Consider the following 22238-nt stretch of genomic DNA (forward strand, 5'->3'; position numbering starts at 1 on the left):
GTTATGTATTTATCAACTATATAGTAATTAAAATTCTATATCAACTTCCAGTTTCTCAGCCAAAAGCTTTGAAATTTTTTCTTTTAACGGTTCGATGTCAATATTCTGCATCGCGTCATTGGCAAAAGCATATAAAAGGAGTGCCTGGGCTGCCTTTTTAGAAATACCTCTTGCCCTCAGATAAAATAAGGCATCCTCATTCAGCTGGCCTACCGTACAGCCGTGGGAACATTTCACATCATCTGCAAAAATTTCCAGCTGAGGCTTGGTATTAATAACAGCACCTTCACTTAATAAAACATTGTTATTTTGCTGGTAGGCATTGGTTTTCTGGGCCAATTTATCTACAAAGACTTTCCCGTTAAATACCCCGTGAGATTTTCCGTTGAAAATACCCTTGTAATTCTGATAGCTTTCACAATTCGGAAATTTATGGTGAACCGCCGTATGGTGGTCTACCAGCTGATCTTTTCCGATGATGGTGATTCCGTTCATGAATGAATTGATATTCGATCCGTTATGGATGAAATCAAGGTTGTTCCTGACCAGCTTACCTCCGAAAGAGAAGGTATTCACCGTGGTTAAGCTGTCTTTTTCCTGCCTGGCAAAAGTACTGTCGATAAGATAGGACGTATCATTGTCATTCTGTACTTTATGCCAGTCTGCTTTTGCATTGGGATGGGTGAAAATTTCTGTCACCGAATTTGTCAATACATAGATGCTGTCAAAATTGTGGTGGCTTTCAATGATTTCCACTTTGGATCCTTCTTCTGCAATTAATAAATTCCGGGTATTGTAGAAGGTATTTTCTTCCTGATTCTGGGAAATATAAAAAATGTGAATCGGTTTTTCAATCACTACATTTTTAGGAACTTTAAGAAAGAACCCATATTTGCAGTAGGCTTGATTCAGGTTGGCAAAAGCAGAATCTTTGGCTGCAATGGTATTAAAATACTGCTCAAAAACATCTTTATGTTTCTCATCATTCAATGCATAATTAAATGAAAGAAACTCAACGTTTTCTATGGAAACTTTAGACAGTTCTTTGCGAAGCTTACCGTTTACAAAAGTAATCCAGTCAAAATTTTCTTCACCCAGATGAAGCTGGTCCAGCTGCTCTTTGGTGATGTTATGATTTTCTTTCGGGAAAAAATTATATTCTTTTTCAGTAATTTCCTTAAGGTTGGTATACTTGAATTCTTCGTCTTTTTTAGTCGGAAAACCCATGTTTTCAAATCTTTGAAGAGCTGTTTTTCTATCCTCATCCAGAAATCTGTGACGAAGGCTCTCCAAAAACGCATGATGGTTTTCTATAATCTGTTCTTTTAATGCCATTACTGGTATATATGTGGTTTGCACCATTTTTTCTTTTTATTAGGCTGAAATCTGTCATTCCGTGGAATGAATAGTTTTAAACATCAATTAATAAAACATTTCTGTTTTTCAATTTTTGAATCCTTCAATTAATTTAGAAGCCAGTCGTATCCTTTTTCTTCCAGTTCAAGGGCAAGAGATTTATCACCGGTCTTGATGATTCTACCGTTGGCCAGAACATGAACAAAATCAGGCTGAATATAGTTAAGCAGTCTTTGATAATGGGTAATCAGAAGAACGGCATTTCCTTCGCTTTTAAAAGTATTTACGCCGTCTGCAACGATTCTTAAGGCATCAATATCCAGTCCTGAATCTGTTTCGTCAAGAATAGCCAGTTTTGGATTAAGCATCATCATCTGGAAGATCTCATTTCTTTTCTTTTCACCTCCGGAGAAGCCTTCGTTGAGTGATCTTGAAAGGAAGTCTTTTTTAATGCCCAGTTTTTCAGATTTTTCACGGATCATGCCAAGCATATCTTTGGCTGACATATCTTCCAATCCGTTTGCTTTTCTGTTCTCGTTTACGGCCGCTTTGATAAAATTGGTTACGGAAACACCCGGAATTTCCACCGGATACTGGAAAGAAAGGAAAATCCCTTTATGGGCTCTTTCTTCCGGAGCATCTTCAATAATGTTTTCTCCGTCAAAGATAATTTCACCTTCCGTTACTTCGTAATCTTCTTTCCCTGCAATGATGGATGAAAGCGTAGATTTTCCGGCTCCGTTCGGTCCCATGATCGCATGAACTTCGCCCGGCTTTATTTCAAGATTGATCCCTTTTAAAATTTGTGCGCCGTCTTCGATTCTGGCGTGTAAGTTTTTTATGTTTAACATAGTTTTGATATGATCATTTGGTAATGGATAATCTAAATTATATTACCGCTTTATATTCTTTATTTTTTATTTCCGTGAAGAAAAAAGATCTGATGTAATCATTTAAGCCTTCACGACGTTTTGTTTTATTCGGAATGACAAAGTAATGTCAGACTAAATAATAATTTATCCTACAGAACCTTCTAATGAAATCTCCAGCAGTTTCTGGGCTTCGATAGCAAATTCCATAGGCAGTTTATTTAAAACTTCCTTACTGAATCCGTTTACGATCAAAGCAATGGCTCTTTCCGTATCAATCCCTCTCTGGTTGCAGTAGAAAATCTGGTCTTCCCCGATTTTTGAAGTGGTGGCTTCATGTTCCAGCTGTGCTGTAGGGTCTTTGATTTCGATATACGGGAACGTATGCGCTCCGCATTCATTGCCCATCAGTAAAGAATCACATTGTGAGAAGTTTCTTGCTCCTTTGGCTGACGGCATTACTTTTACCAGGCCCCTGTATGAGTTCTGGGATTTTCCTGCAGAGATCCCTTTCGAAATAATGGTTGACTTTGTATTTTTACCGATGTGGATCATTTTGGTTCCTGTATCGGCATACTGGTGATTGTTGGTTACCGCGATAGAGTAGAACTCACCGATGGAACCGTCACCCTTCAGGATGCATGACGGATATTTCCAAGTTACCGCAGAGCCTGTTTCCACCTGGGTCCAGGAGATTTTTGCTTTTGTTTCGCAAAGCCCTCTTTTCGTTACAAAATTGAACACACCCCCTTTTCCTTCTTCATTTCCAGGATACCAGTTCTGAACGGTTGAATATTTGATTTCTGCATTATCCAGTGCAATCAGTTCAACCACCGCTGCGTGAAGCTGATTCTCATCTCTTGAAGGTGCTGTACATCCTTCAAGATAAGACACATAGCTTCCTTCATCTGCAATCACGAGCGTTCTTTCAAACTGTCCCGTTCCTGCCTGATTGATACGGAAATAGGTGGATAACTCCATAGGGCATCTCACGCCTTTCGGAATATAGCAGAAACTTCCGTCAGAAAAAACGGCAGAATTCAGGGCGGCATAGAAATTATCACCTCTAGGAACTACTTTTCCGAGATATTTTCTTATCAAATCCGGATGATTTTTAATAGCTTCTGAAATTGAACAGAAAATAATTCCTTTCTCCGCCAGGGTATGCTGGAAAGTGGTTTTCACGGAAACTGAATCCATCACGATATCTACAGCAACGCCGGAAAGCCTTTTCTGTTCTTCGATATTGATCCCTAATTTAGCGAAAGTTGCCAGCAACTCAGGATCTACTTCATCAAGGCTGTCCAGCTCCGGTTTTGATTTCGGAGCAGCATAATATTTTATAGCCTGAAAATCGGGTTTTGTATATTTGATATTAGCCCATTCCGGCTCAATCATTTTTTTCCAGATTCTGAAAGATTCCAGACGCCAGTCTGTCATCCATTCCGGCTCTTCTTTTTTAGCGGAAATAGCACGGACAATATCTTCATTCAGGCCGATCGGAAAATCTTCGTAATCGATTTTCGTTTCCCAGCCGAATTCATATTTTTTATTTTCTAGATCGACCCTCAGATCGTCTTCAGTATATTTACTCATTTTAGTAGATTATAGACATCAGAGGTCAGTTTCTGCAATATGCTTCTGACCCTGATTTCTAATTATAAAGAAAAACTTTCTCCGCATCCGCAGGTCCGGGATGCGTTCGGATTGTTAAATACAAATCCTTTTCCGTTTAAGCCTCCTGAATATTCAAGAACGGTCCCGGCCAGATAAAGAATTGATTTTTTATCAATAATGATTTTAACATTATTGTCTTCAAACATCTGATCAGTGTCTGTTTTTTGGTTGTCAAATCTCAAAACATATTCTAAACCAGAACATCCTCCGCTTTTTACCCCCACTCTTATATAATCTTCAACCGGGTTGAAGCCTTCCTCTGTCATCAGCTGAATGGCTTTGGCCTTTGCTTGGTCTGATACTTTTATCATTGTATTTATTTAGAATGATTTAATGTTACAAAAATACGAACAATAATCAGTATATAAAAATTAGCGATTTTATTTTATCGATTTTTATTATTGATGCCTTTAACTTCGATAATATTTTAAGATCAAAACAATAAATTAGCCTTATAATGAAAAAGCCAATACTTATAGCTTTCGTTTTGTTCATACATACTGTTTTTGCACAAACCAACAGGTTTGTATACCAGGTGACGACAAAACCTGATGCTTCCAACAAAAATGAAAGTAAAACTGAAAATGCTTATCTGGATATCTCGCCGGAAAAATCGGTTTTCTATTCTGAGAACCGGATTAAAAGAGATTCCGTTATGCAGGCCAATTTTAAGAGCGGCGGAGCCAGAGGGTTTAACAGAGAACAGATGGAGGGTTTAAGATCCAATATTAATTATACTATTGAAAAAGATAAGGCCGATCAGAAAACTTTTTTTAAAGACAGGATCGGGCGGGATATGTACATCTATGAAGAAGAAAGGCCGATCAACTGGAAAATTTCTTCTGAAACAAGAAAAATAGGGGAGTATAAAGTACAAAAGGCAGAAACAGATTTCGGAGGCAGAAAATGGACTGCCTGGTTTACCACCGATCTTCCTTACCCTGACGGGCCGTATAAATTTAACGGACTTCCAGGACTTATTGTAAAAGTGGAGGATGATAAGGGAGATTATTCTTTTGATCTGATGAAAAATTATAAAATCACAGACCTTCCGGCACTAAACCAATTCGGAAACACAATTAAAGTAAAACGAGCCGATTATATAAAACAGCAGAAGAAGTTTCAGGAAGATCCTATGGCTTTCATGAGCCAGGGAGGTGGCCCACAGATCAGAATGGGAGGTGGCGGAAACCAGAACCCCGCCGATATGAGGAAACGGATGGAAGAACGGATAAAAGAAGAAGCTAAAAAGAACAGCAACCCTATCGAACTGCAGTAAAAATAATAAACCCTGAAGATCATTTTCTTCAGGGTTATTTTTTATAAATAAATTGAAATTATTTCAAAAGCTGATTGAAAGTGTCACCCTGCTTGATATCTCCGGTATTGTAGCCTTTCATAAACCATTCTTTACGCTGCGCGGATGACCCGTGTGTAAAACTTTCCTGGTTCACATATCCCTGGGATCTTTTCTGAATGTTGTCATCACCTACCGCTTCTGCCGCGCTGATGGCTGCATCAATATCTCCCGGCTCCAGAATTTTTTCCCTGGCATCCGTTTGTTTTGACCAGACTCCGGCATAGAAATCTGCCTGAAGCTCTGTGGCTACAGAAACTCTGTTCATTTGCTCTTCAGAATAACTGCCGCTTCTTCTCAATTCATCAACTTTCTGAGTGGTTCCTAAGAGGGTCTGGACGTGATGACCGATTTCATGCGCCATTACATAGGCAATGGTGAATTCAGTAACCTGTGCCCCGAATTTTGACTGGAGCTCTTTAAAAAAACTCATATCCATATATACCGATTGGTCTGCCGGACAGTAAAATGGGCCCATTGCAGCCTGTGCGGTACCGCAACCGGACTCCGTAGTATCTTCGAACAGGATTACCTTTGCCGGCTGATACTGCATTCCGTTTTCAGCAAAAATTTTAGTCCATGTTTCTTCATTTTCAGCCGTAACCATTTGTACAAATTCCCTTACTTTCAGCTCTTTTTCACTGAGCTGCCTCTGTTCGGTTCTGGGCGAGCCTGATCCTGATCCTGAAGATAGGATAGCAGAAGGGTCTCCTCCCAGGAAAAATACAATGGCTGCAATAATCAGGGTTCCCAGTCCTCCTCCTACTAAGGCTCCGCCGCCTAATCCGCGCCGGTCTTCCACATTACCACTTCTGTCGTCTGTCCATCTCATAGTTTATTATTTATATGTAAATTTAATTATTTAAAACATATGTTTCATCGATGGATGACTTTTTTTAGTATTAATTAGCGATTAAGCCTGTTTTTTTTAAGCCAGAACGAGGTTGACTGATATGCAGAAATCGTTTCTTCGATAAGCTTCTCATTCCGTCTGTCTTTTTTTAGAGATTTCTCATCGAAATACATATTGAATTCGGGACTGAGGTTATTCTTTTGCTGAAATAAAGCATACTGTTTTACTTTTCTGACCGGAGAAAGTACGGTTAAGTAATTATCCTGTATTAATCCCAGGTCTTCATAGGTGGCAATATAGGCTTTCGGCCGGAATTCTTTTGTGAATACATCCTGCCCTAAAAATTCAGACTGATAGTTAAAATTCAGTAATCCGAAAAGGGTAGGCATCACATCAATCTGTGACATTGTTTTTGTGAATTTCTGTGGCTGAATAAAGCCTTCAGAAAAAATTATGGCGGGAATCCTGTATTTATCCATCGGAAGCTCCATCTTTCCTGCGCTCGAGGCACAATGATCGGCAATAATAATGAATACCGTATTTTTATACCATTGCTGCTTTTCAGCCATTTCAAAAAACTTCCGCAAGGCATAATCCGTATATTTTACGCCGCCTTCACGTGATTTCGCATTGCCGGGAACATTAATCCTGCCATTCGGATAAGTAAAGGGACGATGGTTGGAAACCGTCATCCAGTGATTGAAAAAGGGTTTTCCCGACCGGCTTTCCTGATTCATGGTCTGGATTGCTTTTTTAGCCATATCTTCATCGGCAACCCCCCAGACATTGGCGAATGTGATTTCTTCAGGTTTAAAATTGTTGCGGTCAACAATTCCGTAGCCGTTTCCTTCAAAGAAATCCTGCATGTTATCGAAATAACTGTAACCTCCGTACAAAAATTTCACATCATATCCTTTTGAACGGAAGACGCTTCCTGTGGTAAATTTATTTTTATTATTTTCTCTTTTAATAATGCTTTCCCCGGCAGTAGGAGGAATGCAAAGGGTCAGTGCTTCCAGGCCCCGGACTGTCCGGTTTCCGGTAGCATAAAGATTGGTGAACATCAGTGATCGGTCTGCCAGGCGGTCTAAAAAAGGAGTAAGCTTTTCCTTATTTCCATAATGTTCCATAAAATCGGCAGACAGGCTTTCTATGGAAATTAAAACAACATTTTTCTTTAATTCAGGCTGTTCGGAAGTGATGTTTCTTTTTAGAACAGGTTCTGAAAACTGACTTAAGAAATTTTTTTCTGCCAGTTTCTGTTCGATTTTCGGATAAAACTGAAAGTAATCCAATTCATTGTGGGTAAATGCCCAATAAAATTTCGGCAACCCGTTGGCCTGGATTTCTTCTTCAAAAACATTACATGCGGTTATTTTTGTTGTAAAGTGGAGTCCCAGTAAACTGATGCCTGTCAGAACAAAAAAGGATCCAAGCAGAATGAGCTTCTGTTTCAGGTTCGGCAATGTCAGAAGTTCCGTTTTTGTTTTTTTATAAATAAAAATCGTGACTGATGCGGCAACGGCAAAAATTGCCAGGAATAACGGAATGACAGGATAGCTTTCCATGATATTGCCGATCACTTCATTGGTATAGATCAGGTAATCTACTGCAATAAAGTTGTACCTCAGGCCGAATTCAGTGTAAAAAAAATATTCACTCACCGAATTAAAGACAATTAATAAAACGTAGATAAAAACGGTAATGAAATACAAGATGTTCCTGATCTTCAGCCGCTTTTCCGGTAAAAAAAACATCAGTCCGAAAAAAATGATCTTTAAGCCGGTGAATGCCAATGCGATTTCAGCAATTGAACCGCCGTACTGTTTGAAAATGTTATTTGGAAGGAGAAGTATATACAGAAAGAAAAGTATCAATAATCCTAAAATGATCTGCCCGTATGGTTTCCTGTATTTTGAATTGGATAAAAACAGAAAATAAAGTGCCAGAAAAGGACAGGTTAAAATGAAAACAAAGCAATCATTAATAAATCCGACGGCCAGAATTTTCAGTATTTGAAAAATTCCGAAACTGGCTGTCGTGATGGGATGAAATAAAAATACAGTTCTTAAGATCAAAGAGATGATAAGGTAAAAAATACCCAGGTATAAGAAGGGTTTTATTTTCTGAATAAACATAAGGTTAACTGTATATTAATTTTTGCAAATATACTTTTTAAGCAGAATCATTCAATATAAAATCTTAAAATAACCCTATTATTTAGAAAATTTATAAATTTTTAAAATTTCATTAAAATTATAATAAGACAGTCTGGTCTTCTTTTTAACTATTTTTAATAAAAAAAGAACTACAAATTGTAGTTCCTGATTTTCTTTTAATAAGATATCTCTGTTAAGAATGGCCGAAACCTATATTTCCTTTTTTATCCGAAAGGCTTTTTTTGAAGTTGATCATTCTTAAGGCTGTTACTGCTGCTTCAACGCCTTTATTTCCGAGGTCGCCGCCGCTTCTTGCGATAGACTGTTCTTTTGTATCATCGGTAAGTACGCAGAAAATGGTAGGCGTATCGGTTAATATATTACAGTCTTTTATTCCCTGGGCAACGGCTGAGCATACATAATCAAAATGAGGGGTCTCGCCGCGGATGATACATCCAATTGAAATAACCGCATCATATTTCCGTTCTTTGCAAAGCTGCATACTGGCGTAATTCAGCTCAAAAGCTCCGGGAACCGGAAAAAGTTTAATATTTTCAGATTTCACGCCTTCTTTTTGAAGGATTTCCAATGCTGCATCACGAAGATTGTAGGTTACAAAATCATTCCACTCGGAAAAAACAATGCCGATAGAAAACTCATCGGCATTGTTTATATGAAGTGGCTTGTAATCAGAAAGATTAACTGTTGCCATTATTTAGTAATATTTAGTCATTTCAATATAAGAATCGGACATTCCGTTATCGTAGTCCTGGTATTTTTCGTCAATAGCAGAAAAATATTTTTTTGCATCTGCTTTTTTATTTAGGCCTAATGCTAAAATCCCTGCCTTTCTTGTGAAATAATAGGTAGTATAAGGATCATCAGAAGCTGAAGCTGCTTTTTCCAATAATTGCAAAGCATCATCATTCTTGTTAAGGCCCGACTGAGAATCTGCCATGGCGCCAAACTTCATAGCCATCATTGTTTTGTTATCTGAAGAAAATTTATCCAGAAGATCATATGCTTCCTGGAATTTCCCTTCTTTAAACTTTAAAATCCCTGCATTATAAGCGGAAAGTTTACCGACATTTGTCGCAGAATATTCATTATAAGTTCCCAGGAAGCCCGGATTAGCAGCAGATTTTCCCCCCAGTGCTTCTTTTTCTTTGCCTTCAGCAAGATTTTTCTGAGCAGCCAGGAAACTTTTAACAGCTTCAACATTTTTAGGAGCTACAACAAATTGTTTGTAACCAAAAAATCCCAGTACACCTAAAATCAGTGCTCCGAAAACAATACCCAGCGGTTTTGAATATCTTTCAAGGAATCTTTCTGTGTTTAAAGCCTCTCTGTCAAGATCTTTAAAAAACTCCACTGTTTCTTTACCTTCTTGCTCATCCTGAGCATTCTTTGTAAGTTTTGCCATAAATTATTAAAAATTGAAATGCAAATTTAATTGTTTCTGAGTGATTTACAAAATACTTTGTAAGGATTATTGATAAAAATTAAACAAATATTCCGGCTGTACCGTGCCTTATTAATTATCAGGTATAAAAAAGGCCTTATCAAAAAATTCATAAGGCTTTTTAAATATGTTTTTAAAGATTTAATATTCTAGTATATGATACACTTCAGCATTGAATCTTTTCAGTTTTTCTGCTCCGTTCAATTCTTTTAAGCCAATCAGGAAACTGAATTGTGCAACGGTGGCACCTTGCTTTTCCACTAATTTTGCCGCGGCTTCCGTAGTCCCTCCGGTTGCCAGAAGGTCATCATGAACAAGAATTCTCTGACCCGGTTTTATCTGTCCTTCACGGGTTTCGATCACGGCACTTCCATATTCAAGGTCGTATTTTTCTGCAATCATCGGTGGCGGGAGTTTACCTGCTTTTCTGATTAAAATAAAAGGAACTTCCAGAGCTACGGCGATAGCAATCCCGAAGAGATAACCGCGACTTTCAATTCCGCATACTGCATCTATTTTTCCTTTACTGAATGCAACCAGGTCTGTAATTACGTCTTCATATAGCTTCGGGTCAAGGAAGATCGGGGAAATATCTTTGAACTGAATCCCGGGAACCGGAAAATCAGATACATTTTCAATTTTTTCTTCGAGCCTGTTGATGAGTTCCTGTGAAGCCATTATCTTTATTGATTGATTTTATAGCTGGAAATTTTCCATTCCCCGTTTACATTTTTAAGTCCGAAAGTCGCTCTTAAAGAGGTGGTTCTTCCGCTTTTATCCGTGACATCATAGGTTGCATTGACACTTGCTGCATTGGCATTGGCCAAATTTGAACTGATATTCTTTACACTTACATTTTTTACAGAGCCGAAACCGGAGCTGGGATTTGAGAATGACTCATAACTTCCCCAATTTGGATTGCTCGCAGCGCCATAAGCGGCTTTCAGGTTTTGGGAACTCACATTATTTAAAAATCCGGATACTACATTTTTAGGGTCTGCCGCTGGTTGTTTAGGCGTTGCCGGTGTGGTTGCTGCAGGATCTGTAACTGTTGACGGTACGGTTGCTTCAGGATTGTTCGGATCGATTACGGCAGGATCCTGGTTGATGGCTGTTGAATCCACCACCTGTGGAGCCGGAACCTTCAGTAATGAAGGATTTACATCCAGACCGATCTTGGTCATTTTGAAGGTCTTTGCCGTAGTTTTTACGGATACGGTGATGTCAATTTTATTATCCACCACTTTGGCTGCCGGAATGGAAGAGAATTTTAAATTAAATCCTTTGAAATTATTATCCTGCATCAGGTTTTTTGCAGTAGAAAGCTTTACCCCGTTGCTGAATACTTCAAGAGTGGCTTCAAGGCCTGCTCCCGTAAATGCGACGGGCTTTCCTGAATTGTCAATCAGTCTCGGCACAATCTGAAGTGCTGTCGGTGCTCCGGCTCCATCGTCTCCGGTAGGATTGATGAGAATACTTAATGAGCTGGCTTTTATATCATTCGGATCACTTTCTTTTGCTTTATCGTCACCGAAAATATTCATTTCTCCTAATGATGGCGGCGCATTGCTTGCCCATTCAATACCGTTTTTCTGCGCTACCTGATCTGCCATTGACATAATTTCAGGAACTTTTTTCCCGTTGATCAGCTGTCCCAGTGCTTTTAGCTCCGCAACATCCCCGTCAGCCTCTACACCAAAAGTTTTCAGGATGTAAAGTGCTTCATTAAACTTAATCTGTTTAATGGTCGGAAGGCTGGCTGTCATATCATTGATACTCGACTGCAAAGTTTGGGTACTGGTAGCATCTACATGGTCTTTCTTGCATGCTGTGAAAAGCAACAGGCTGAAAATTAGCAGAAAAGAAAACTTTTTCATTTTTATTCGGTTTGCCACAAATTTAGTAAAACCTTTATTAATAGCAGATTTTATTTTTTGTTTTGTTGCTCTTTCAGATCATCTTTAAAGAAAGAACTGAAAACAGCCTGCATATTCGGGAAAGAAGCATCCTGCCAATATTCAGTATTGTATTGACTGATATTCTTATTGAGTTTCACTTTGTCTGCAACTTCGTTATCATCGGTGAAATCCAATTCTGTAGGATAGAAATTTCTATAAACAATCACCTGATTGTAATCCGGTTCTGTTTTGTGCTTAAGCTTTATGAAAGCAACTTCATTTGATTCCAGAAAATCCCTTAAAGTCTTTTTTGAATCCTTATCATAGGAATGGTTAATGATGGTTTTGATATCGTATAATCTATAGCCGAAAAGCGCCAGTTCTTTTTCCTGAAGTGCGCTGCCGCTAATTTCTATTTCGTCTTTTCCGTTTCCTTTAAGTTCTTTTATCGTTGCTTTTTTACTTTTGAATTCTTCGATATTGCCTGCATTTTTTAAGGCTGGAAGATCAAGAAATGCCGTGTAATCCCAGGCGCCTGTTTCCTTTCGTTCGTTTGAAGCCTTTTCTAACCTGAAAATACGGTACTGTCCGATATTGGTACTTTTTACCTTTTTAGTTTTGTTATCGAAAACGTATGTGACAATACCATCCACATAACAATTCAGTTTATTATTTAAAGTGACGTAAGCATTGAAATTTCCTTTGACCAAAGCATATTTTGCTGGTTTGTTATTCTTAATGACAACAGCTTCGATATCTTTTACTCTGTCATTTAATTTTACGACCTCTTTATCCAGTTCAGCGTAAGAAAATGTTCCTATCGATACATTGTCATACACCAACTGGAACTTTTCCTGAGAAGGATTTAATGATTTTCGTTCTATTTTCCCATCAATGTCAGAATAGGCAACAATGCTTCCATCTTTCCCGAAAACAGAAACTTTGGGTAGTGGCTGATTTGTTTTCTCCGAAAGGAAAGCAGTAGTTTGTGCGTTAAAAAAGTTTAGCCATAGCACAAAGAGAAGAAAGAATAATTGCGTTTTTTTCATTGTTTATAATTTTTAAGTTAAAATCTAATTTATTATAAAGACAACAGATTTTTTAAAAGGTTGCCTTGATTGCAAAAAAAAAGACTGATTATTTATAATAATCAGTCTTTTAAAGTTTTATTTTGTTTCAAGTTCCTTAGAAAGGATACTCATAAATTTCAGATTCATGTAGGTAAGGGTTTCCTGTAGGAATCAATTTAAGTTTAGCCAATGCTGAAAGCACGGTAAACATGAATAACCCGACTACAAACAGAACCGCTCCTAAAATTAACAGGAATACTTCTGGGGTTTTCCAGTATGGCCCTACCGTTCCCGGCATTACCATATTAAAGTAATCTAAAAGGTGTCCGCAGATTACCACGATTGCCATTACCGTTACTACTTTATAATTCCTCTTAATGCTGCTGCTCACCAATACCAATAAAGGCAATAAGAAGTTAACGATCAGCATCGGTAAGAATGTTGGTGAATAGTGCTGGAACCTTCCGAAGAAGTAATTTACCTCTTCCGGAATGTTGGCGTACCAATATAACATGAACTGAGCAAACCAAGTATAGGTCCAAAGCATACTTGTTGCAAAAAGGAAAACTCCAAGGTCATGCAAATGGTTGTCATTGAACTGAGGAAGGAATCCGTTTTTCTTTAAGTAAACACTTAAAAGAATGATTACTGCAATACCACTTGAAAGACAGCTCACCATTGAATACCAGATATACATCGTGGAATACCAGTGAGGGTCGATAGACATTAACCAGTCCCAAGCCCATGCTGCAGATGCAAACCCGAAGAATGCGATATATCCTACTGCCCATCTGTAAAGCATCTGATATTCAGCTCTTGATTTGGTTTCGTCAACTTTTTTAGACTGTGCCTTTAATTTCCATGCGAAGAATGAAGCTCCCAATACATAGATCAATGTTCTTACGGCATAGAAAGGAATATTTAAGAATATTCTTTTTTCAAATAAAATCACGTCAAAATGAGCAGATTCAGGATCTGTCAATTCCGGGTCCATCCAGTGGAACAGGTGCCCGATATGAGTGACATTCAGGATCATTAAAATGACAAGGATCGCGCCTCCGTAAGGGATATAAGAAGCAATGGCTTCCATGACCCTGGTAATAATGATCGGCCATCCTGCGTGGGCAGCATGCTGAATACAATAGAAGAATAATACGCAGCAGCTTACTCCAAAGAAAAATACAGCTACAAAATGTATTGCCGCCAAAGGTTGATTGTGTACCTGAAGCTCAGTGTGCTCAAGGTGAGCAGCATGATCCTGAGGACCCATCATTTCACTGGAATGTGTAGGAGCCGTATGACCAGAAGCATGAACCGCTTCCATCATATGTTCTATTTTCTCTGTAGTAAGCCCTTTATTCATAAAGAAACCGACAGCAAATAGAACTAAACCTACAACAAGAAGGATTATAGAAGTTGATTTTAATTTTGGTGAAAAACTATACATTTCTTTTCTTATTTTTTAGTTGCGGTAGTAGTTTCAGGTTTTGCTGATGCTGTCGTCGCTGTAGCTGATGCTGCCGGTGTTGCTGTAGCAGGTGCTGCAGCTCCTTTCTTAAAGGCATTCATCACATACATTGCTACTCTCCACCGGTCTCCTGCGTTCAGTTGTCCCGCATAAGATCCCATTGCATTTCTACCGTTTGTTATTACATAATGAACGGATGCTACCGTAAGTTCCCTGTCGGCATAGTTAGGAACACCTGTAAAGGCTCCTGTCTGTACAATCGGGCCCTGTCCGTCACCTCCGACCCCATGACAGGCTGAACATGTTTTATCAAACAACTGTTTTCCTCTTTCGATATCCTTTGCCGCATTGGCAGCGTTCAAAGGAGAAACTGTCATTTTTTTAGATGCATCGTAGCCTGCATTATATTCATCAACATTTTTAGGAAGCAAACCTTCTTCAAAAACGCCATCTTTATTTTGTGCTACGGATCCTTCTACAGGAGAAAGACCTGTCGCTCCGTTATTTTTAACGAAAGCCGGGATTTCATTTTCATGATCTGAATAGGCATCCTGAGCTTTCATCAACGGATCGTAAGCTACCGGAAAATACATATCAGGGAAATATACTAATGGTGTATTCTCTTTCGGCCCGCAAGAGTTAAGTAAAACCATTGTTAAACCTAAAACTGCTGTAATTTTTAGTACATTCTTTTTCATTTTAAGCATCTTTAACAGTTATTTCTTCAACTCCGGTTTCAATAAGCAGCTGTTTTACAGATTCTACATCTTCAGTTACGAATTCCATCATGAATTTATCATCCGTTGTTCTCGGGTCAGGATTCTGTGCGGGAGCTCCTGGATACATTTTATTTCTTACCAAGAAAGTCAATGACATCATGTGAGCGGCACAAAATACCATAAGCTCAAACATAGGCACTACGAATGCCGGCATGTTGTGCGCCCAGTCGAAAGCGGGTTTACCACCGATATTCTGAGGCCAATCATGGTTCATCACATACCAGGTTACCGTAGAACCGATTGTAACACCATAAAGCGCGTAAAGGAATGCGGCATCAGAAATTCTGGTTTTCTTTAACCCCAGCGCTTTGTCTAGCCCGTGAACCGGAAACGGAGTATAAACTTCGTTTATTGCGATTCCTTTATCGTTGAATGCTTTTACGCCGTTCATCAAATCGTCGTCGTCAGCATAAAGTCCGTATACAATTTTAGTGGTGCTCATCTCCTTCTTTTGCTTTATAAGTTTCACCTGAGATTTTCAAAATCGATTTTAATTCAGCCTGTGCGATTACAGGGAATGTTCTTGCGTATAACAGGAATAATACAGAGAAGAACCCGATTGTTCCTAAATATACACCTACATCAATAATTGTTGGCTTAAACATTGTCCAAGATCCAGGCAGGTAGTCTCTGGAAAGGTTAATTACGATAATGTCAAAACGCTCGAACCACATCCCGATGTTGATGATCAATGCAATAATGAATGTTGCGATAATATTGGTTCTGATTCTCTTAAACCAGAATAGGGCAGGGATAATCAGGTTACATGTGATCAATGCCCAGAAAGCCCACCAGTAAGGTCCGACAGCGGCACCTGGTGAAAGATAGGTAAAGTCTTCATATCTTGATCCGGAATACCATCCGATAAAATACTCAGTGGCATATGCTACCGTTACCATACCTCCTGTTAAGATGATTACAATGTTCATGATTTCGATATGGTACATCGTAATATAGTCTTCAAGGTGACATACTTTTCTGGCGATCAGCAATAGTGTCTGCACCATTGCAAATCCAGAGAAGATCGCTCCGGCAACGAAGTATGGAGGATAGATCGTAGAGTGCCATCCTTTAATAACCGAAGTGGCGAAGTCAAAAGATACGGTAGTGTGTACCGAGAATACAAGCGGTGTTGCCAAACCTGCAAGAACCAAAGAAAGTTCTTCGAATCTCTGCCAGTGTTTTGCCTTACCACCCCAGCCGAAGGCAAGGAATGTATAGATTTTCTTTGTCCAAGGTGTTTTTGCGCGGTCTCTGATCATTGCAAAGTCAGGGATTAATCCCATAAACCAGAATACCGTTGATACCGAGAAATACGTAGAGATCGCAAATACGTCCCAAAGCAGGGGAGAGTTGAAGTTCCCCCAAAGAGAACCGAACTGGTTCGGTAAAGGGAATACCCAATATCCTACCCAGACTCTACCCATGTGGATTACCGGGAAGATTGCGGCCTGCACTACGGCAAAGATCGTCATCGCCTCTGCAGAACGGTTTACAGACATTCTCCAACGCTGTCTAAATAATAATAATACTGCTGAGATTAGGGTTCCGGCGTGACCGATCCCTACCCACCATACGAAGTTGGTAATATCCCAACCCCAGTTAATAGTTCTGTTAAGCCCCCATGCTCCAATACCTGTCCCGATCGTATAAGCGATACACCCGAATCCATAGATGAATAGAACCAAGGCTGCATATAGTGAAATCCACCATAATTTACCTGCTCTTTCTTCGATAGGTCGTGCAATATCTTCTGTGATATCGTGATAAGTTTTGTGACCAATAATTAGAGGTTCCCTTATCGGAGCTTCGTAATGTCCTGACATTTTTTACCTATTTATTATTTAAACTTTATTTTTCTACTCTGTTTCTTACTTTGGTATGATAGAACACATTTGGTTTGGTCCCGATCTCTTCAAGTAAATAATATCTCCTGTTATCAGCATATAATTTTCTGACTTCAGATGCTTTGTCATTCATGTCTCCGAACTGGATGGATCCCGTAGTACAGGCTTTTGAACATGCCGTCTGGAATTCCCCGTCTTGTACCACTCTGTTTTCTTTCTTCGCTTCAAGAATAGTAGTCTGAGTCATCTGGATACATAATGAACATTTCTCCATTACCCCTCTCGTTCTTACCACGACATCCGGATTCAGTACCATTCTTCCTAAATCGTTATTCTGATTGAAATCAAACTTGTCATTTAAGTTATAGGTAAACCAGTTGAAACGTCTTACTTTATACGGACAGTTGTTCGCACAGTATCTCGTACCGATACATCTGTTGTAAGCCATATGGTTCTGTCCCTGCTTACTGTGAGAAGTAGCCGCTACCGGACATACTGTTTCACAAGGTGCATGGTTACAGTGCTGACACATTACGGGCTGGAAGATGACATCAGGATTGTCTGCCGGGTGGTTCAAGGCCCCTCCGTCTCCGAATGCAGTACCGTACAATTCAGGTACGGCCATTCCTTCTTTTAATCCTTCGTATACTTCTACTTTCTGTCTTGAAGAATAGTAACGGTCAATTCTTAACCAATACATATCTCTGGACATTCTGATCTCTTCTTTACCTACAACAGGAACGTTGTTTTCTGCCTGACAGGCAATGATACAAGATCCGCATCCAGTACAGGAGTTAAGATCGACAGACATGTTGAAGTGAGGTCCGTCCGTATCATCGAAAGCATCCCAAAGGTCAATTTTTCTTGCCGGAAGTGCTCCGCTGATGGTATGATATTCCAAAGGCCTGTTCCATCCTTTATGTTCGTCATCGAAGGCAACGTTTAAGAATTCAGCCAAAGGAACTTCTTTAGCGATCTCATAACGGCCCATTAAAGTATTCTGAAGCTGGATTCCTGCAAATTCGTGGTCTTCTCCTGTCTTTTCTAACTTAACATTAGAAACCGCAAGGTTGGAACCGTCAAATAAAGGATAAGCATTTACCCCTGTATCAGCGGTAGCTCCTGAGTTTTTCTTACCGTATCCAAGCGCAAGACCTACTGATCCTTCTGCCTGACCGGGCTGGATAAATACAGGGACATCTTTTACGGTTACTCCGTTTACCGTAAGGTTCACAATAGAACCGTCAAGCTGCATCCTTGCATTAAGATCATTTTCAAGTCCTAATCTTTCTGCATCTTTAGGAGAAATGGTCAGGTAATTATCCCAAGACATTCTTGTCAACGGATCCGGTAATTCCTGTAGCCAAGGGTTATTGGCCTGGGTACCATCTCCCATTGCAGTCTTGGTATACAATACCAATTCCAGGTCGGAAGTTTTAAAGTTTCCTAATTCAGCCAAGGCCTGAGCTGCATTTCCTCCGGCGTAAGACAAGGTCGTAGCATTCGGGGAAACGTTGATACCGTTATATAAAGCTTTATTGAAAGAAGTAGCCCCTAAAAGAGAAGAAGCACTTGCTTTTAAATAATCGTAATAGTTATTGGCTGCGTTGTTTTTACCGTTCTTCCAAACCAATAAAGATTCTTCGATCTGTCTTGATTTGTAAATTTTCTGAATGGTAGGCTGCATTAATGAATATACACCTGTCTGAGGTTCGATATCTCCCCAGGATTCCAGCCAGTTGGCTACAGGGATTACCGCTTTCGCAGCTTTGTACATTTCATTTTTCTTCTCAGCCACAGCGATCACATAAGGAACTTTGGATAGAGATTTTTTGAAATCTTCTCCTTTATGATAAGAGTAAATAGGGTCTACATTGTTGGTAATTAATACCCCAACCTGACCTGCATTTACCCATCCGAGGAATTCCTGGAATCTTGCTTTATCAAAATCTTTTAAGAAGTTAGCTTTACCGGTGAAAGCAACAGATCCTAATTTCTGGTTAATTAAATGAGCGAGTACCTGAGCACCTTTGGAGCTGTCAGCAAAAACTACTGCCTTGCTTCCTTTTGCCTGAAGTTCTTTCGCGATTTCAGAAGCTGTTTTATCAGAAGTTCCTCCACCGACAATGGCGTTATATACTTCCACCAGGGTTTTATTAACCTGGCTTGGCTTTAATCTTACTCTTGAGTCAGCGTTAGCACCCGTCAGAGACATATTGGATTCTACCTGGATATGTCTTAACATATTGGCTCCCGGTTTTCTTGCTGCTGCATAAGAAGATTCAAGGCTTGCTGCATTGTAATCTCCCAAGAAATCAGCCTGGAATGCCACTACCAGTTCTGTCCCTCTAAGGTCATATACCGGTAATGCTCTTGTTCCAAAAACTTCCTGCGCAGCATCCAGAGCTGCAGCATAAGGGAAAGCATCATAAGTTACTAATTCTGCTGTAGGATATTTAGCTTTAAATTCAGCAAATAATTTTTTGAAAGTAGGGGACGCAAAAGAATGTGATAATAATACGATTCTTTTACCTGCTGCATTAGCTTCTTCCAGTCCTTTGATCACAAAGCTGTCAACTTTATCAAAAGTTTCATCTTTACCTTCAAATTTCGGCTGCTTTACTTTATCATTATCATAAAGAGAAAGTACACTTGCCTGAGCTCTTGCGCTTGTTTTTCCCAAATCTCCGGCAGCCGGATTCGGTTCGATTTTAATCGGTCTTCCTTCACGTGTCTTTACCAGAATACTCGCAAAGTCAAAGCCGTCGAAATATGTTGAAGCGTAATAATTCGGGATCCCCGGGATAATATCATGCGGTTTTACCACATAAGGGATTGTTTTAATTACCGGAGCTTCACATGCAGCCAGGGTTACCGCAGCTGTAGAGAATCCTAATAATTTTAAGAAATCCCTTCTTGAAGTAGCAGAACCGTTCTGTTCAGCATCTCCAAGGAAATCTTCTACCGGAATTTCTTCCTGGAACTCTTTCTGAGCCAGCTTATTGTTTAAAGCCGGATCTTTAAGTTCGTGAATACTTCTAAATTGTATTTTGTTTGAAGCCATTTATACTTCTAATTTTTAGTTATTAATAATGACATTTACCACATTCAAGACCTCCAATAGCATCTACAGTAATCTTACCACCATCTTTAGGGTATTGTTTTTTCAATTTGTCATGTAGATTCTTGAAGTATTCTTTATTATAACCGTTGTTCATATCAACTTCAGTCGTTCTGTGGCACTCGATACACCATCCCATTGTGAAGTCATTAGCCATCTGAACAACATTCATTGTATCTATTTTTCCGTGACACGCTTTACAAACAACGTCGATTTTATTGTCAGGGTTCTTTTTGTTGAAAGAATTGATAATTGCTTGTTCACCGGCTACCACGTGCTGTGAGTGATTAAAGTAAACGAAGTCCGGCATATTGTGAATTCTCGTCCATTCAACCGGCTGGGTTTTTCCTGTATACTGCTGTTTTTCAGAATTCCATCCTGTGGCAGCATAAATTTTCTGGATTTCCCCGTCGTAGAATGCCTTATCTTTTCCTGGTTCCATGTAATGCTCTGCGTTGTACTCAGAAATTGTTCTGTGGCAGTTCATACAAACGTTCATAGAAGGGATTTCAGATACTTTTCCATACTTGGCACTGGAGTGACAAAGTTGACAGTCAATCTTCTGTTCCCCGGCGTGGATTTTATGAGAGAAATAGATAGGCTGTTCCGGCTTGTATCCTTTGTAAACCCCGATCCACATGATCCAGTTCCAAACCCCGTAAGCGGCCAGAAGCGCAAGGATAGCAATGATTCCCTTACCGATATAATGGTATTTTTCATAGATCTCACTGAAAGATTTAACCCTTGATTCGTTAAGTCCGGCTAAGTCTTCAGACTGTCCTAATTTAACGAGCTGTCTTAGTTTTATTAAGATCCAAACCAATAAAGCGGCAATGGCCAAAAGTGAAATAATCACTACGTTTGTTGTCGTAGAGCTGTTTGCCGGTGCTGCTGTTGCATTGGCAGGATCTGCTGTTGTTTTCTTTTCATCAGCGGCAGGTGCAGCCGGAGGATTAGTTGTGTAGGCTAAGATGTCATCAATATCCTTATCGGTAAGATTTGGAAAGACCTGCATCTCAGTCTTGTTAAATTTTTCGAAAATTTCATTGGCGTACTTATCTCCGGAAGCTCTCAAAGACTTGTTATCCTTGATCCACTTGTGAAGCCAGTCTGTATCCACCCCACCCTCTGTCTTTACGCGTTCCACAACCCCCTTCAACGGTGGTCCTACAACTTGTTTGTCTAGTGCGTGGCATGCTGTACAATTTGCTTTGAAAAGTTTCTCACCATTGCTCGGATCGCCTTCTTGCCCGTAAATTGAAGCACTGGTTGACAACAATAAGCCTATTGCAATCAACGTTTTTCTATAATGCTTTCTCCAACTAATCATTTAAATTATCTTATGTTAGTAAATATTGAACATTCAATCAATCCCGCAAAAATAATATTTTTAACACCAATTTAACGGCATATGCAAAGGGGAAAATGTCATTTACGTTTAATTTGTATTGATTCTAAATAACTCTGTTTGGTATAATTTTTTAATTTGCCTAAATTTGCGGAAACAAGTTTAAATGAAAAATTTTATTAAAATATTTTCGATATTCTCTCTATTGGCATTTTATACTGTTGATGCACAGCAGATTGTAAAGAGAGATACTTTGGCAGGCACTGAACTTACGATGACTATGGATTCTAAGGTAAATGCTACACTGGAAAGTATTGAAGATAAGTGTACGAGAGTCGCCGTAGCCATACCTTCAAGGAATGATGACGATGACTATGTATCTCCCAAGCCTGTAAAGATTTATGTTCCAAGCAGAGAGATGAGCAATGCAGAAATCTGCAGAAAAAATCCGAGGATTCTGGGGTACAAAATACAGATTACTACGGTAAAAAGTAACGAAGAAGCCAATGAAGTGAAATCCTATTTCAGAAAGAGGTTTCCTAACCTGAAAGTAGAAACGGATGCCTCGTTGAGACCCAATTATAAAATTTTAGCGGGAAGTTATTTTACCAAACAGAGCGCCTCTTCTGACCTTTCAAGAGTAAGAGAATATTTTAAATCTGCCATTCCCGTACAATACAGAATTTTCTGTGCGGAAGCCAAATAAAATTTATTGCCATAAAAACATAAAGCTGAGGATGAATTCTCAGCTTTTTATTTTAAAATCAGGTATTGGTTTAATGCCATTTTACAAAAAATCATTTCTGTATGATGGCTTGCTGTCATTTATCTTAAAACCAATTCCGAAAGGGTCATTTAATTCAGATTGTATTAGAATCTGAATTAAATTATTTTAGAAGATACTTTATCGCAGAGTAGCTTGATCACCAATATTTTATATGTATTCAAATCTTTAAAATATAAAAAAATAAGCA

Annotated in this window: 20 protein-coding genes; 3 read left to right on the forward strand and 17 right to left on the reverse strand. The window is 39.1% G+C overall.

What is annotated here, in order from left to right; translation table 11 throughout:
* Nucleotides 1-27: 27 nt before the first annotated feature.
* From sufD to H561_RS0110085, 4 genes are all read right to left on the reverse strand, one after another.
* Nucleotides 28-1335 carry a Fe-S cluster assembly protein SufD gene (gene sufD, locus H561_RS0110070; protein WP_027386876.1) on the reverse strand — a complete coding sequence of 436 codons (1308 nt, stop codon included), beginning with the start codon at nt 1333-1335 and terminating at the stop codon, nt 28-30.
* Between the two features lie 128 nt (nt 1336-1463).
* Nucleotides 1464-2207 (reverse strand): Fe-S cluster assembly ATPase SufC, encoded by a 744-nt coding sequence (gene sufC, locus H561_RS0110075; RefSeq protein WP_027386877.1) that lies wholly within the window; start codon nt 2205-2207, stop codon nt 1464-1466.
* A gap of 165 nt (nt 2208-2372) precedes the next feature.
* Complete coding sequence (gene sufB / locus H561_RS0110080; RefSeq protein ID WP_027386878.1) at nt 2373-3821, reverse strand: Fe-S cluster assembly protein SufB; 1449 nt, start codon at nt 3819-3821, stop codon at nt 2373-2375.
* 62 nt (nt 3822-3883) lie between these two features.
* On the reverse strand, nt 3884-4213 hold the full coding sequence (locus tag H561_RS0110085) for a HesB/IscA family protein (RefSeq protein ID WP_027386879.1): 330 nt from the start codon (nt 4211-4213) through the stop codon (nt 3884-3886).
* Between the two features lie 146 nt (nt 4214-4359).
* Between H561_RS0110085 and H561_RS0110090 the strand changes: the two genes are divergently transcribed.
* Nucleotides 4360-5181: a GLPGLI family protein gene (locus H561_RS0110090; RefSeq protein ID WP_027386880.1), complete on the forward strand. Its 822-nt coding sequence runs from the start codon at nt 4360-4362 to the stop codon at nt 5179-5181.
* Between the two features lie 58 nt (nt 5182-5239).
* On the opposite strand, the gene ypfJ is transcribed toward H561_RS0110090, so the two are convergent.
* Nucleotides 5240-6091, reverse strand: coding sequence for a KPN_02809 family neutral zinc metallopeptidase (ypfJ, locus tag H561_RS0110095; RefSeq protein WP_027386881.1), 852 nt, complete (start codon nt 6089-6091; stop codon nt 5240-5242).
* Between the two features lie 74 nt (nt 6092-6165).
* Nucleotides 6166-7776, reverse strand: coding sequence for an LTA synthase family protein (locus H561_RS0110100; RefSeq protein WP_228372251.1), 1611 nt, complete (start codon nt 7774-7776; stop codon nt 6166-6168).
* 40 nt (nt 7777-7816) lie between these two features.
* Between H561_RS0110100 and H561_RS24285 the strand changes: the two genes are divergently transcribed.
* Nucleotides 7817-8053: a hypothetical protein gene (locus H561_RS24285; RefSeq protein WP_228372252.1), complete on the forward strand. Its 237-nt coding sequence runs from the start codon at nt 7817-7819 to the stop codon at nt 8051-8053.
* A gap of 411 nt (nt 8054-8464) precedes the next feature.
* On the opposite strand, the gene ribH is transcribed toward H561_RS24285, so the two are convergent.
* The 11 genes from ribH to H561_RS0110160 all read right to left on the reverse strand — a co-directional run bounded on the left by ribH (nt 8465) and on the right by H561_RS0110160 (nt 21246).
* Nucleotides 8465-8983: a 6,7-dimethyl-8-ribityllumazine synthase gene (gene ribH / locus H561_RS0110105; RefSeq protein WP_027386883.1), complete on the reverse strand. Its 519-nt coding sequence runs from the start codon at nt 8981-8983 to the stop codon at nt 8465-8467.
* Between the two features lie 3 nt (nt 8984-8986).
* Nucleotides 8987-9694: a YfgM family protein gene (locus H561_RS0110110; RefSeq protein WP_027386884.1), complete on the reverse strand. Its 708-nt coding sequence runs from the start codon at nt 9692-9694 to the stop codon at nt 8987-8989.
* Nucleotides 9695-9874: 180 nt separating this feature from the next.
* On the reverse strand, nt 9875-10411 hold the full coding sequence (locus tag H561_RS0110120; protein WP_027386885.1) for an adenine phosphoribosyltransferase: 537 nt from the start codon (nt 10409-10411) through the stop codon (nt 9875-9877).
* A 5-nt stretch (nt 10412-10416) separates the two neighbouring features.
* Entirely contained in the window at nt 10417-11610 is a 1194-nt protein-coding gene (locus H561_RS0110125) for a hypothetical protein (RefSeq protein WP_027386886.1), read from the reverse strand.
* A gap of 50 nt (nt 11611-11660) precedes the next feature.
* Nucleotides 11661-12680 (reverse strand): hypothetical protein, encoded by a 1020-nt coding sequence (locus tag H561_RS0110130; protein WP_027386887.1) that lies wholly within the window; start codon nt 12678-12680, stop codon nt 11661-11663.
* 136 nt (nt 12681-12816) lie between these two features.
* Entirely contained in the window at nt 12817-14148 is a 1332-nt protein-coding gene (locus H561_RS0110135; protein WP_027386888.1) for a hypothetical protein, read from the reverse strand.
* An 8-nt stretch (nt 14149-14156) separates the two neighbouring features.
* A complete protein-coding gene (locus tag H561_RS0110140; RefSeq protein WP_034761943.1) occupies nt 14157-14876 on the reverse strand; it encodes a c-type cytochrome in 720 nt (239 codons plus the stop codon).
* Nucleotides 14869-15390 carry a DUF3341 domain-containing protein gene (locus H561_RS0110145; RefSeq protein ID WP_027386890.1) on the reverse strand — a complete coding sequence of 174 codons (522 nt, stop codon included), beginning with the start codon at nt 15388-15390 and terminating at the stop codon, nt 14869-14871. The genes H561_RS0110140 and H561_RS0110145 overlap by 8 nt, the downstream gene beginning before the upstream one ends.
* A complete protein-coding gene (nrfD, locus tag H561_RS0110150; protein ID WP_027386891.1) occupies nt 15377-16774 on the reverse strand; it encodes an NrfD/PsrC family molybdoenzyme membrane anchor subunit in 1398 nt (465 codons plus the stop codon). Before nrfD ends, H561_RS0110145 begins: the two co-directional genes overlap by 14 nt.
* A gap of 25 nt (nt 16775-16799) precedes the next feature.
* Complete coding sequence (locus H561_RS0110155) at nt 16800-19859, reverse strand: TAT-variant-translocated molybdopterin oxidoreductase (protein ID WP_027386892.1); 3060 nt, start codon at nt 19857-19859, stop codon at nt 16800-16802.
* Between the two features lie 22 nt (nt 19860-19881).
* A complete protein-coding gene (locus tag H561_RS0110160; protein ID WP_027386893.1) occupies nt 19882-21246 on the reverse strand; it encodes a c-type cytochrome in 1365 nt (454 codons plus the stop codon).
* Between the two features lie 184 nt (nt 21247-21430).
* Between H561_RS0110160 and H561_RS0110165 the strand changes: the two genes are divergently transcribed.
* Nucleotides 21431-21970, forward strand: coding sequence for a hypothetical protein (locus tag H561_RS0110165; RefSeq protein ID WP_027386894.1), 540 nt, complete (start codon nt 21431-21433; stop codon nt 21968-21970).
* The last annotated feature ends 268 nt before the right edge of the window (nt 21971-22238 follow it).

The sequence above is a fragment of the Chryseobacterium gregarium DSM 19109 genome, from assembly GCF_000430845.1.
GTDB classification, from domain to species: domain Bacteria; phylum Bacteroidota; class Bacteroidia; order Flavobacteriales; family Weeksellaceae; genus Chryseobacterium; species Chryseobacterium gregarium.